This window comes from Enterococcus sp. AZ156, from assembly GCF_051714165.1.
GTDB classification, from domain to species: Bacteria; Bacillota; Bacilli; order Lactobacillales; family Enterococcaceae; genus Enterococcus_B; species Enterococcus_B pernyi.
This window is the reverse complement of sequence record NZ_JBIORI010000001.1, coordinates 688,315-700,812: the sequence shown is the minus strand read 5'-3', so window position 1 is coordinate 700,812 and position 12,498 is coordinate 688,315. Positions and strand designations below refer to the sequence as shown.

General features: G+C 37.2%; 13 protein-coding genes and 1 other annotated feature. Of the genes, 2 read left to right on the top strand and 11 right to left on the bottom strand.

Annotated features, from left to right (window positions below):
• Both IGJ95_RS03395 and IGJ95_RS03390 read right to left on the bottom strand, forming a co-directional pair.
• The gene (locus IGJ95_RS03395) at nt 1–636 is read right to left on the bottom strand and encodes an amino acid ABC transporter ATP-binding protein (RefSeq protein ID WP_153830478.1); all 636 of its coding nucleotides are present in this window, start codon (nt 634–636) and stop codon (nt 1–3) included.
• Between the two features lie 20 nt (nt 637–656).
• Nucleotides 657–1,298, bottom strand: coding sequence for an amino acid ABC transporter permease (locus IGJ95_RS03390; protein WP_010736166.1), 642 nt, complete (start codon nt 1,296–1,298; stop codon nt 657–659).
• A gap of 91 nt (nt 1,299–1,389) precedes the next feature.
• Nucleotides 1,390–1,620 (bottom strand) — a binding site (T-box leader).
• A gap of 92 nt (nt 1,621–1,712) precedes the next feature.
• On the opposite strand from IGJ95_RS03390, the gene IGJ95_RS03385 reads away from it, so the two are divergent.
• Complete coding sequence (locus tag IGJ95_RS03385) at nt 1,713–2,198, top strand: YbaK/EbsC family protein (protein WP_023519207.1); 486 nt, start codon at nt 1,713–1,715, stop codon at nt 2,196–2,198.
• A gap of 1 nt (nt 2,199) precedes the next feature.
• Here the strand turns inward: IGJ95_RS03385 and IGJ95_RS03380 are convergent, their stop codons facing one another.
• From IGJ95_RS03380 to IGJ95_RS03370, 3 genes are all read right to left on the bottom strand, one after another.
• Nucleotides 2,200–4,275, bottom strand: coding sequence for a DNA topoisomerase III (locus IGJ95_RS03380; RefSeq protein ID WP_080674304.1), 2,076 nt, complete (start codon nt 4,273–4,275; stop codon nt 2,200–2,202).
• A complete protein-coding gene (locus IGJ95_RS03375) occupies nt 4,208–4,585 on the bottom strand; it encodes a DUF1033 family protein (RefSeq protein ID WP_010736169.1) in 378 nt (125 codons plus the stop codon). The genes IGJ95_RS03380 and IGJ95_RS03375 overlap by 68 nt, the downstream gene beginning before the upstream one ends.
• 124 nt (nt 4,586–4,709) lie before the next feature.
• Nucleotides 4,710–5,276: a TetR/AcrR family transcriptional regulator gene (locus tag IGJ95_RS03370; RefSeq protein WP_010736170.1), complete on the bottom strand. Its 567-nt coding sequence runs from the start codon at nt 5,274–5,276 to the stop codon at nt 4,710–4,712.
• Nucleotides 5,277–5,423: 147 nt separating this feature from the next.
• Between IGJ95_RS03370 and IGJ95_RS03365 the strand changes: the two genes are divergently transcribed.
• Entirely contained in the window at nt 5,424–6,686 is a 1,263-nt protein-coding gene (locus IGJ95_RS03365; RefSeq protein ID WP_438761452.1) for a multidrug efflux MFS transporter, read from the top strand.
• Nucleotides 6,687–6,736: 50 nt separating this feature from the next.
• Here IGJ95_RS03365 and mnmA read toward each other — a convergent pair whose 3' ends face one another.
• From mnmA to IGJ95_RS03335, 6 genes are all read right to left on the bottom strand, one after another.
• The gene (mnmA, locus tag IGJ95_RS03360) at nt 6,737–7,858 is read right to left on the bottom strand and encodes a tRNA 2-thiouridine(34) synthase MnmA (protein WP_153830476.1); all 1,122 of its coding nucleotides are present in this window, start codon (nt 7,856–7,858) and stop codon (nt 6,737–6,739) included.
• Between the two features lie 199 nt (nt 7,859–8,057).
• Nucleotides 8,058–8,681, bottom strand: a complete 624-nt coding sequence (locus IGJ95_RS03355; RefSeq protein ID WP_023519203.1) for a hypothetical protein — start codon at nt 8,679–8,681, stop codon at nt 8,058–8,060.
• 321 nt (nt 8,682–9,002) lie between these two features.
• Nucleotides 9,003–9,278 (bottom strand): hypothetical protein, encoded by a 276-nt coding sequence (locus IGJ95_RS03350; RefSeq protein ID WP_153830474.1) that lies wholly within the window; start codon nt 9,276–9,278, stop codon nt 9,003–9,005.
• 373 nt (nt 9,279–9,651) lie between these two features.
• Nucleotides 9,652–9,915, bottom strand: coding sequence for a hypothetical protein (locus IGJ95_RS03345; RefSeq protein ID WP_224434552.1), 264 nt, complete (start codon nt 9,913–9,915; stop codon nt 9,652–9,654).
• A 389-nt stretch (nt 9,916–10,304) separates the two neighbouring features.
• Nucleotides 10,305–10,592, bottom strand: a complete 288-nt coding sequence (locus IGJ95_RS03340; protein WP_023519200.1) for a hypothetical protein — start codon at nt 10,590–10,592, stop codon at nt 10,305–10,307.
• Nucleotides 10,593–10,984: 392 nt separating this feature from the next.
• Complete coding sequence (locus tag IGJ95_RS03335) at nt 10,985–11,242, bottom strand: hypothetical protein (RefSeq protein WP_023519199.1); 258 nt, start codon at nt 11,240–11,242, stop codon at nt 10,985–10,987.
• Nucleotides 11,243–12,498: the final 1,256 nt, after the last annotated feature.

The window sequence follows — 12,498 nt, the reverse complement described above, 5'->3', positions numbered from 1 at the left end:
CTACTTACTTGGCATAACTTTGATCAATTGATCCCCAACGTTTTCAGCAAAGACTAAATCGTGGGTCACGATGATTTGTGTCACGCCTTCTTCTTTTAATGAAAGAATCAACTTCTCTACTTGTTGGCGTAACTCTGGATCTAATGCACTCGTCGGTTCATCATAAGCTAACACTCGTGGGTTCATCGCTAACGCACGAGCAATGGCCACACGTTGTTTTTGTCCTCCAGATAATTGATAAGGATAATTTCCTAATAAATCACGAATCCCTAATGAGTCCGCTAATTCCTCCACCTTTTTCGTGTATTCTTCTTTACTTTGTTTCAACACCATTTTAGGTGCCAAAGTAATATTGTCAAAAATACTCAAGTGTGGGAAAAGCTGGAAATCTTGAAACACGACGCCTACCACTTGTTCTTCTGTTTTCAATTCAAAAGGGGCAAATTTCGTGCCATCCAGGTAAAACTCACCACTGTCAGCTTTTTCTAAACCGGCTAAAATCCGTAACATCGTTGTTTTACCGCCTCCTGACGGTCCGCCGATCGCTAATGTTTGTCCTTCCGGTATTACTAAATCAAAATCTTTGATCACTTGTTTGTCACCAAATGATTTACTAATCTTTTTTAATTCAATCATCGCTGTTCCCTCCTCGTTTCTTAGCGGTAATAATTTAATTTTTCTTCAATTTGCTTCAACACGATCGTCAGCACTCCTGTTAGTGCGAGATAGATCAGTGCCACGCCAAGCAATGGAAGTAAACTTGCATCTCTCTCCATCGCGATCTTACCCGCTCGCATCACATCACCTAAACCTAAGATATAGATCAACGAAGAATCTTTCACTAGATTGATGACTTCATTGCCGACAGAAGGTAACACGATTTTTGTTACTTGCGGAATAATGATTCTTGTCACTGTTTGGAAAGGACTCAACTGTAAGACTTGAGCTGCTTCATACTGCCCTTTAGGGATAGACTGGATACCACCACGGAAAATCTCAGCAAAATAGGCAGCATAATTTAAAACGAATGCGATCAAAGCAGCTTCGAAACGATCAAACACGATCCCGATCGTTGGCAAACCGTAAAACACGAAGATCAATTGTAATAATAGCGGTGTTCCTCGCATGATCCAGACATACGTTTGTAGGAAATAACGGATCGGTTTAAAATGTAACGACAACCCTAAGGCTAAAATAATTCCTAATGGCAAAGAACCAATCAAGGTAAAGGCAAATAATTTCAAGGTTGTCAGCGCCCCTACTAACAACTGTGGCATCACTTCTAATAAATCATTCATTTTCTTTTCCTCCTCTTTTCTTTAAAGGGGTACATTGTTAGCTGTCCCTTCCAACCACATGAAAAACAAAAAAAGTCCTTTGATCCGAAGATCAAAGGACGCAAAATACGTGGTTCCACCTTTTTTTATTAGTTTCTCGCAAAACTAACCTTATCTGGTCGTCTAACAACGACCGCAGCTATAACGGGCTTCCCGGATTTTCTTACTGGCTGTTCAGAAAATCGACTCCAAGATGTGTTTCACAATCAGTTATTGCCTCTTCTCACCAACCAGAGACTCTCTTCAAACACTTAATTGCTACTCTTCTTTTCGATGTCTTTTATTTAACTTAATGAGTAATTTACCTGATTCATTTTTATTTGTCAATCTTTTTTGTGCTAAAATAAATAAAAAATGAATGGAGGATTGTTTTTTATGTGTCATGCCACGAAACAAGAGGCCTATGAATTGCTTGATCTATTGGCAATCAATTACCAAGAAGTGAATCATCCAGCCATTACTTCTGTCAAAAATCTAACTTTTACTTTACCAGGTCCACAAGTTAAAAATCTTTTGGTCAAATCAAAGAAAGGCAAACAAATATATTTTGTCGTCTTACCTGATGAAAAACAAGCCGACTTGAAGTTATTGGCAGAACAGTTGAATGAAAAACGATTATCGTTTGTGTCAGGAGACCAAGTCAAACAGTTGTTACATGTTCCGCCAGGTACCGTCAATCCATTTGCCTTAGTCAACGATTTAGAAAACGAGATCCAAGTCGTCATTGATTCCTCGATCGATCGCAAAGATACCGTGGGCTTTCATCCAAACAGCAACACCAGTACCATCATTTTTCCCTTTGCAGATTTTGAACGACTACTCGCTCATGTGGATCATCTGCCAAGGTATGAAGTCTTGTAACTTAACTATCCTTCATCGCAGCTTTTAAGGCTGCTGCTAATGGGCTTTCTTCCGGTTCTTCTGCTTGAGAATATTTCTTCATCAAGCGACGTTCTTCATGTTTTGTCATTTTTTTCTTCTGCTCTTTTTTTTCTAGCATCTTCTCTGTCGTCCCGTCAAATTTACAACGGAAGTAAGCGCCATTTTTGCCTTCAATGATCTCCATTTTGCGGTGACATTGTGGACAACGATGGTTAGAGACTTTCGGATCTTTCCGACGACGATAGCTACAATCTTGATTCGTACACACATAGATTTTGCCATCTTTTGTGTTCTTCTCACGAAGATTCGAGCCACAATCCGGACATTTCTTTTGGGTAATCGAAAAATCTTGGTATTCTTGCTTACTTGTTTTGATTTCTTGGACAAGTCGCTTCGTTTCTTTTTCGATGGATTGTAAAAAGACGTTGGCTTGTTTTTTTCCAAGCGCGATCGCTTCTAGATCTCTTTCCCAACTTTCAGTCAAATCTGGTGTCACAAGTGATGGATTGACCAGTTCTAACAACTGCTTGCCCTTCGGTGAGACTTGTAAGCCTTGCGGTGTGCGTTCCATTAATTCGGATTTGATCAACTTTTCAATGATCTCCGCACGAGTCGCGGGCGTGCCTAAACTGTGTTTTTCCATCAAACCTAACAGACTTGCTTCTGTCAAAGGTTTTGGCGGTGCCGACAATTCCTTTTTGATCGTAAAATCAGGTTGGATGCGCATGTCTTTTTTCCAGTCAAACGAATCCACATGACTTTCAGCAGACGTTTTCCAACCAGCTTCCAACACCCGGTTTTGGCGGAAAACAAATTGTTCGTTCCCAAATACGACAGTGATTTTCGTTTGACTGATTTTATGTGGTTCTGCAAATAACCCTAAGAATCGTGTCACGATCATTTGGTAGATTTTTTGTTCTTCGTTACTTAATTTTTCATAGCGTGGACGATTTTCCGTCGGTAACAAAGCATGGTGATCTGTTACTTTACTATCTTGGAAGACACTCGTTTGACGAACCACTGCCCCATTCTTCAAATAAGTTTTCACTTCTGGTGCAAAATCGCTGATGGCTTGAAGTCTTTCTTTCATGGTACTTTTCATATCATTCGTCAAATATTTACTATCTGTTCGTGGATAGGTGACGATCTTGTGCGTTTCGTATAAACTTTGAACAAGTCCTAACGTTTTCTTTGCAGAATAACCATAACGTTGGTTGGCTTCTCGTTGGATCTCCGTGAGATCATAAGGCAGAGGAGCTTTTTCTGTCTTTGTTTTTTCTTCAATGTTGACTACTGTTCCCTTACTCTGACTAAGGGTTTTAACAAACGCTTGGGCTTCTTCATGGGATTTCAAAGCAAACTGGTTTTTTTGGACCATTTTTGCTTGTTCATTGCCGACTGTCAATGAAATCGTAAAATACGTTTGTGGTCGGAATGATTCGATTTTCTTTTCCTGATTACGCACCAAAGCTAAGGTTGGGGTTTGTACCCGACCCGCTGATAAATTGTCTTGATATTTTACTGTCAGTGCACGTGTCACATTCAACCCGACCAACCAATCTGCTTTTGCCCTGGCCAAAGCAGACTCATACAGCGCATCATAGCTTTTAGCTGGTTTCAATTGGCTGAAACCTGTCTTGATCGCTTTGTCCGTTTGAGAGGAGATCCACAAACGTTTCACCGGCTTATTGAAGTGAACGTATTCCAAGATCCAACGTGCAACGAGTTCTCCTTCACGTCCGGCATCTGTGGCGATCACTGCTTCTGAGACATCTTTACGACTAGCCAATTGCTTGATGGCTTTCAATTGATGACCAGTTTTTGGTAAGGGTTTGATCCCTAGTTTTTTAGGGATCATCGGCAAGGTCTCCATCTGCCAGCTTTGCCATTCCTTATTCAGATCCTCCGGCATCTTTAGACCTAATAAATGACCAAGGGCCCAAGTCACGATCACCTTGGGTCCTTCGTAATAGTTTTTGTGTTTTTGATTAGCACCAAGCACCTTGCTTAGGTCTTTCGCAACGCTTGGCTTTTCCGCTAGAATTAGTTGTTTCATAAAAATCCTTTCTGCTTTCCAAAGTGATCGGTTGATAATCTTTCAGCAAAGCCAGTCCTTTGTATTGCTGCAAATCATCATCGCATTCTTCACACCAGCGCTCATCGCCATCATTCCAAAAAGCGCTAAGAAAATTATTTTTGGCATGGATATACTCATAGTTGTCTTTAATGGCCAGCCATTTTTCTTCATAGTTTTGTTGCGCTTCTTCAAAAGAGGAGAAAGTTTCCTCCATTTGAATATCTTCTTGCCAATCTTCAAAGAACCACCAAGGCTCATTATCACCGAACATTGTAATTACTTGATACATACATGCGCTCCTTTTCTCAGGTCATCTTAAAAACATATTAGTCACTTTCCAAGAAAGTTGCAAGAAATTTTGCTTAAAAGGGGCTTTTTATGAATGTTCAGAAAATTAATTTAAATGATGCCTTTTATTTTATTGGTAAAGTTGCAATAAAGTCGTCGATCATCCAGACATAACTTTCTTCTGGAGAAACATTCGGTTCATTGGTAAAGTACCCTAAAAAACGTAACGAAAGGTACCCATGGATCATACTTCGCAGTTCTCGACTTCGATGGACCTTTTCTTCTTTCGACAAAGAAAAAGCGTCAAATATTTGTAAAATGATTTGGTTCGTTTCGTGTATTCCCTCTAATAGAATTTCTTCATTTGTATGCGGTACACTGATCAGCAGTTCATAGACTGCCTGATTTTGAAACGCAAATGACTGATAGGTTTGCGCGTACGCTTGGATCGCTTCTCCCTTACTTTTCCCAACTAACACTCGACGTAATTGATCATTCAACTCCGTTAAAAGTTTCGCAGTCAACGCCGTTTTCACTTCTCGAATATTCTTAAAGTGGTTATAAAGCGACGGTGATTTGATATTCAATGCCTTAGCTAAATGTTGGAAAGTGATTTGCTGTACAGCCATCTCTTCTGCCAATTCTCGAAAGCAGTCTATGATTTTCTCTTGTGACAGCGTTCGTTTTTTCATTTGATTTCCCCTCTTATGGAATAAACTCAATCCCTTTAAGTTTACCATGAAAGACGAAGAGAAAAAAGACTTGTTGTTGATAAACTACACGTTGTAGTTTATAATAAATGATTGTAGATGAAAATTTTCAGAAAGAAGGCTTTAATTGTGGTGTCAAGAGTAAAAGAGACAGTATTCAGAAAAAGAGAAACATGGGAGAAAAACCTAGTTGTTTTGTGGTTTGGTACATTTATGGCAGGGATTGGGTTTAGTCTAGTGATGCCTTTTATGTCGCTTTACATAGATACGTTAGGAAATTACAGTACGTCACAATTGAACTTTTGGAGTGGCTTGACCTTCTCCTCTACATTCCTTGTTACTACTTTGATTTCTTCATGGTGGGGACGACTTGCCGATCAAAAAGGCCGAAAGATGATGTTGTTGCGCGCTTCTCTAGGGATGGCGGTAGTGATTTCCTTGATGGGTCTAGTAACCAGCGTGTATCAATTAGTCGCATTACGTCTGTTGCAGGGAATTTTTTCCGGCTATATCAGTAACGCTACAGCTTTAGTCGCCACTGGTACCCCAAGAGAAAAAAGTGGACAAGTACTTGGCACTTTGGCGACCGGCTCTGTGACCGGAACATTACTTGGTCCTTTACTTGGCGGACTTTCTGCTTCTGCTTTTGGGTATCGCCCTACCTTCTTTATTACCGGGACAATTTTGTTCTTCGTTTTCTTACTTAGCTTATTTTTTGTCCATGAACAATTTGTGCCAGTAGAAAAAAGCGAGTTGGTTTCTGCTAAACAAATTTTCCGTGACCTGAAATACCCACATGTCGTCATCGGCATGTTTATTACCACAATGATCATTCAAGCATCAAATAATTCGATCAGTCCGATCATTAGTTTATATATCCGGCAATTATTACATGGACATGGCAACGTCACGTTGGTCAGCGGGATCATTGCTTCTATTCCTGGGATTGCCACCCTGATAGCCGCTCCTCGTTTCGGCCGCTTAGGTGATAAGATCGGGAGTGAACGAATCTTAGCCATCGGATTAGGCTTCGCCTTGATCGTCTATATCCCAATGGCTTTCGTAACGAATGTATGGCAACTTGCAGGACTACGATTTTTGATCGGGATCTCAGACGCTTGCCTCCTTCCAGCCGTGCAAGCATTGATCACTAAATACTCTCCCCCACAAGCTGCCGGAAGAATCTTTAGTTACAACCAATCCTTCCAAGCCACTGGAAATGTCGTTGGCCCCTTGATCGGTTCAAGCGTTTCAAGTATCTTCGGTTATCGTGGTGTCTTTTTATCCACATCCTTACTTGTACTTGCAAACTTTGTGCTGGTCCACCATAATACGAAGGAGATTCATAAGCAGGAAGAAACAAGCAATGGTCATGCTTTTGTCAATAAATAGCAAAAAAGCCACAGGATTCGTAAAAAATCCTGTGGCTTTTTTAGACTATCTTAGACGTATTGCAAAACTTTCGTTTCTTGATACGCATGATCGATCAATCCGCCACCTAGACATTCCATTCCGTCATAAAAAACAACGGCTTGTCCTGGTGTGATTGCGCGTACGGGTTCGTCGAAGATGACTTCTGCCCGATTATTTTCTAATAAGCGCACGGTTACCGGTACATCTTGCTGACGGTAACGGAATTTCGCTGTACATTTGAATTCTTTTGGCATTGGTTCATTCGTTGTAAAATGGATTTCGCTTGCATCCAAACTGGTTGCATACAATGCAGGGTGGTGGAAGCCTTGTCCAACATATAATGTATTCGTCGCAAGATCTTTCCCCACCACGAACCAAGGTTCTTGTGAATCGCCACCGCCGCCGATACCTAAGCCTTGACGTTGTCCGATCGTGTAGTACATCAAACCAGCGTGTACGCCTTTCACTTCACCATCAAGGGTCACCATATTGCCTTTTTTAGCTGGTAAATAGTTACTTAAGAATTGTTTGAAGTTCTTTTCGCCGATAAAACAGATACCAGTTGAGTCTTTTTTCTTCGCCGTTGCTAGACCGGCACGTTCCGCAATCGCACGTACTTCTGATTTTTCCATACCGCCTAACGGAAACATCGTTTTTGCTAACTGTTCTTGTGACAATTGGCTAAGGAAATACGTTTGGTCTTTGTTATTATCGACCCCACGCAACATATGTGACACGCCATTTTCATCACGTGTGACTTGCGCATAGTGACCAGTAGCAACATATTCCGCTCCTAAGTCCATTGCATAGTCTAAGAATGCTTTAAATTTGATTTCCTTATTGCACATTACATCTGGGTTCGGGGTACGTCCTGCACGATATTCTGCTAAGAAATATTCAAACACACGGTCCCAATATTCTTTTTCAAAATTGACCGAGTAATAAGGAATCCCGATTTGGGCAGCGACTTTCGCTACATCCTTATAATCTTCCGTCGCCGTACAGACGCCATTTTCATCGGTATCATCCCAGTTTTTCATAAAGATCCCGATTACATCATAGCCTTGTTCCTTTAACAAAAGTGCTGTTACAGATGAGTCAACACCGCCACTCATCCCAACGACAACGCGTGTTTTGCTGTTGTCTGTCATGGTATCACCATCATTTCAATTAGATTCTGAAACATCTACGAGTTGAAGGTCGCAACTTTTCAGTATTTTACATTATACGTCATCTTTCTGAAAATTTCACCCCTAAATAATCAATTTAAAAAAACGACGTTTTTTAGTTGGCCTATTCTGTACTTTTCAGATACCAAAACTTTGCTATGAGAGGCGTTTTGTTCGTGATTCAGTTTCTTACTACATTCACCAAAAACAAAAGTAACAGCACAACATTGAAATATGTAGAAAACAAATAGTTGATAAACAATAAGTAAAATTTTCGCCGGCTAGTTTCAAGCTTTGTTGCGGCGTATAATCCAATCAAGCCAGAGATCACCATCAACATCAGTAAAGGAATCAAATAATAACTTTCGAATGAATGACTTTGAAAAATAATCAAATAATGAGCATAAATAAATGCGAGTGTAGAAATAGACATCGGGATGATCAATCCCATGATAAAGAATGCTTTCTTTTTCTCTAACTCATGAAGCGCGCCCACAATTAATACGTACGCAACAGGGAACAATAAATACTCCACCTTACCAAAGCTGACAAAACCTAATAAAGTTCCTAGTACAATACCGTACATCAAAACAAGATGAATGCCAATGAGCACTCTTTTTAAGAATGCTGAGGGGATTCTAGTTGAGTAAAACAAACTGATTCCACTGATGATCCACCAAGAATATTGGACTGTTGCAAATAACCAATAAAATTTGAAAACAAAAACTAAACTTCCTAATAGAAAACAAAGCGCCAATAGATAGAACGAAATATATTTATTCGGCATACTTTTTTTTACAAACATTCCACTCACTCCTTTTAAAACATACTTATCTAGTAGAAAACCACCAGCCAAAGATACAGAACCAGTTAACCAAAATGATCAATACTTTTACCCAACCGAATTTTATTCCTGTCGAAAAAAATAAACTAATCCCACTCAAGAACCAGCAAATCGTGGAAATCATCAATTTAGTCTCGCCAGTATATGGTAAATATGGTAAATACGGTAAAAAATAAAAAATCGCAAAAAAACTGACAAGCACATAAATAGTAGGGAAAAAACTTAAATCTTTTAGGTTCAATCGAAATCATTCATCTCACTCCTTTTTTCAACGATTACCGATCATAGCTTACTAGAAATAAACTCAATCACACGCATCAAACTCATAGCGGTCGCAAATCCATAATTTACGACTAAGAGAAATCCTTTCTGATAGTTACTCATCGTAAGACAGTTCGTAAAATAAATCCCCATAAGTCCAGGAATTACCATGTACAGGATAAATGCAAAACTTGAAAGTGGCTCTTCTCGATATAGAAAGCTCCCTATCATAAATAAGATCATAAATAAGATAGACAACAGCATCGAAAGACCCAATCCTATTTTATGGAATTTCATGGTGATCTCCTATTCATCTTTTATTTATTGTGGCGTTATGGTGCTTTTTTCTATGTACAGTTACTGTTCATTTCACCAGTAAATAGAGTCTTAACTAAAGGAAAACAGCCAACCATAGATACAACTAAAGTTCAAAAAAAATGACTAAGTTTTTTAAGGCTTTACTTTCAATGAACCTTGAAAAAAATAAACTTATACTGCTAAGTAGCCAACAAATCGATGTCAATATTACTCGCCATTCAATACTATAGCGACCTCCTTGAACCATACTGAACGTAATCACACTGATCGATAAGAGTAAAATAATCAATGAACAATATCTTTTGTATGTACTTTTCATTTCAATCTCCCTTTCAAGTAATATTTAACTCTATTAATTGTTCAAAGTTAAAACAATTAATTGAATGAATTGTCCAATAATAATAAATGTAGCAAAAAAATAATTCAGAGAAACAATCATCCATTTGTATCGTCCAAGATTCGCTTTCATCGAATAATAAAACCCAGCTAATCCAGGAAATGTCATAATGAAAAACAATAAGACACTCTGAGGACTATCTCCATAAACGATTTCTCCAACAAAACAACAAATCGAAAAAAACATCGCTATTAATAATCTGAATTGATTATTCGTCATCTTATTCTCCTTTTAATTTTATGAATATCTGTAGTTTCAAAAATCAAAATATAAACCACCAACCATAAATACAAAAAATATTCGCTCCTACAACAATACACTTAATAAATTTATTGTTGATTCCTGTAGAAAAAAACAAACTACATCCACTCAATAACCAACAACTGATAACGATGATTCCTTGATATACAAGAGGCAAAGTTCTATAAGATGAAAAATAACTGCTACTAAATAAACAAGAAGCGAACAAAAAGATGATCGATAAAATCCAGTACTTGTTATTCTGTTTTATAATCATATGTGACTCCTTCTTTCTTAAATCCACTCACAACTAGATATAATTTCTATTAATTTTTAAATTGTTCAATTGATACATAAAATAAAATGTACTAACTTGTAAAAAACTCTATCCCGAAGACTTGTAACCAATAAATTACGATAATCAAGACGGTACTGTAAGTAGCGAAAAGGTAATTCAGCCCTAGCAGTAGCCATTTCAACTTCGTCTTTTTTATTTTTGTCGAACAATAAAAACCAATCAAACCCGGAAAACCTAAACCTAATGCAAAAAGAATCCCCTCAATTTCTCCACTTAAATAAATATGTATATAAAACAGACCACTGACACATGCAAGTATTGACAAAAATAAAACGACTAGATTCAATGCACGTTTCATACTTCTTTCTCCTCCTTATCAACATCAATATTTCTCACTAAAAACAGAAATAGCTTCAAAAATTCAAAGAAAAATGAAAAATCGTAGATAAAAAGACATAGCTAAACACAAAATTCAACGTAATCAACGTCCTTTTCAGGTATCTATCTGCGATTCCTAACGCAAAAACGATACTCCCTCCATTGATGACCCAACAAATCGAAATTGTGACTATAAATAGATGCGGTTGATACTTAAATGAGTCAAACAAGATGGGACTAGCAAAGACACACGTAATAAATACAAGAAAAATTGATAATACCAATAGAACTACTTATTTTTTTGTACGAGACTTATTTTTTTGGAAAAGACATTTATACGCTCCTTTTTACTATTTTACAAGCACACATAGACTAACCAAAATAAAATAACCAACCATAGATACAACAAAAATTCACTAATATGATTCCTCTTTTCAAATATGGATAAGTGATTTTCGTTGAAAAAAACAAACTTGCAGTGCTACATAACCAACAAACCGTCATGATGAATATTCTGATTTCATATTGCAATTTAGAATACGGATAGGCATAGAATAAAAATAAAAGAATAGAGATTGCCAATAAAACAATTGAAAGAATAAATTCTAAATAATTTTTCTTGGTTAACATTCCTATTCCTCCTCGTAAATAGTCTTAACTCATTTGGATAAACTTTCTAATAAACCATTCAATGAATTGCCCAATAACAATATACGTAGCAAAAAAGTAATTCAAAGAAATAAGCAACCATTTATACTGTCGAAGTTCCGCTTTAGTGGAAAAATAAAGTCCTAGCAGACTTGGAAAAGTCATCATGAAAAACAAAATAATCCGTAGAGCACTCTCTCCGGAAATGATTCCTCCAACAAAGCAACTCATCGAAAAAAACATTGCTATAGATAATCTGAATTGGTTATTCGTCATCTTATTCTCCTTTTAAATTTATGAATATCTGTATTTTCAAAAATCATATATAAACCACCAACCATAAATACAGAAAATGTTGATGCTAATGACAATACGTTTCAGAAATTTATTACTGATCGCCCGACAAAAAAATAAACTAAATCCGCTTAGTATCCAACAACCGTAGACAATAATCCTTTGATATACAAGTGGATATAGTCTATAGGATAAAAAATAATGTCTAGCAAGTAGACATGAAAGTATCAATAATACAAACGACAAAATCCAGTATTTTTTATTTTGAATCATTTTTTTCTCCTGCTTTCAATATCTTTATTGATACGTCTGGTCCTTTTTATTTATAAAAAAATCGTAAGAAAACATGGACAACGTCCCATCCGATGAGCGTAGTCGCAAATAAATAATTCACGACTAACAGAGTCCACTCTATGTACTTTTTCATGGTAGTTTTTGTAGTAAAATAAATTCCCAAAAAGCCAGGAATTATGACTACAAATGACAAAATAAAACCAACATACCCTCTATAATCTATGATTATTCCCACTAAACATAAGATCGATAAAATCATAGAAACAACTAAACCGGTTTTATAACCGTCCATAACTATCTCCTCTCATAATTTCATTTAAGTTATTGTTGTTCGGATGCCCAGTTTACTTGATAGAACTTAACAATCAATAAAAAATCCACCAACCATAGATACAGAAAATGTTGATGCCAATGACAATCACTTTCAGAAGTTTATTCCTGATTCCTCGACAAAAAAATAAACTAAATCCGCTTAGTATCCAACAGCCGATAATAATGATTCTTCTATATATAAGAGGATATTGCATATAGGGTAAAAAATAATGCCTAGCAAGCAGACATGACAGACCTAAAAAGACAAATGATAGAATTAAATACTTTTTATTTTGGGTCATTATATTTCCTCCTTTTTCCATTTTTTGATATGTATC

Bases quoted from the DNA above. Each gene is read 5' to 3' on its own strand.
- IGJ95_RS03395 (WP_153830478.1), bottom strand. From the start codon at position 636: ATGATTGAATTAAAAAAGATTAGTAAATCATTTGGTGACAAACAAGTG.
- IGJ95_RS03390 (WP_010736166.1), bottom strand. From the start codon at position 1,298: ATGAATGATTTATTAGAAGTGATGCCACAGTTGTTAGTAGGGGCGCTG.
- IGJ95_RS03385 (WP_023519207.1), top strand. From the start codon at position 1,713: ATGTGTCATGCCACGAAACAAGAGGCCTATGAATTGCTTGATCTATTG.
- IGJ95_RS03380 (WP_080674304.1), bottom strand. From the start codon at position 4,275: ATGAAACAACTAATTCTAGCGGAAAAGCCAAGCGTTGCGAAAGACCTA.
- IGJ95_RS03375 (WP_010736169.1), bottom strand. From the start codon at position 4,585: ATGTATCAAGTAATTACAATGTTCGGTGATAATGAGCCTTGGTGGTTC.
- IGJ95_RS03370 (WP_010736170.1), bottom strand. From the start codon at position 5,276: ATGAAAAAACGAACGCTGTCACAAGAGAAAATCATAGACTGCTTTCGA.
- mnmA (WP_153830476.1), bottom strand. From the start codon at position 7,858: ATGACAGACAACAGCAAAACACGCGTTGTCGTTGGGATGAGTGGCGGT.
- IGJ95_RS03355 (WP_023519203.1), bottom strand. From the start codon at position 8,681: ATGTTTGTAAAAAAAAGTATGCCGAATAAATATATTTCGTTCTATCTA.
- IGJ95_RS03350 (WP_153830474.1), bottom strand. From the start codon at position 9,278: ATGAAATTCCATAAAATAGGATTGGGTCTTTCGATGCTGTTGTCTATC.
- IGJ95_RS03345 (WP_224434552.1), bottom strand. From the start codon at position 9,915: ATGACGAATAATCAATTCAGATTATTAATAGCGATGTTTTTTTCGATT.
- IGJ95_RS03340 (WP_023519200.1), bottom strand. From the start codon at position 10,592: ATGAAACGTGCATTGAATCTAGTCGTTTTATTTTTGTCAATACTTGCA.
- IGJ95_RS03335 (WP_023519199.1), bottom strand. From the start codon at position 11,242: ATGTTAACCAAGAAAAATTATTTAGAATTTATTCTTTCAATTGTTTTA.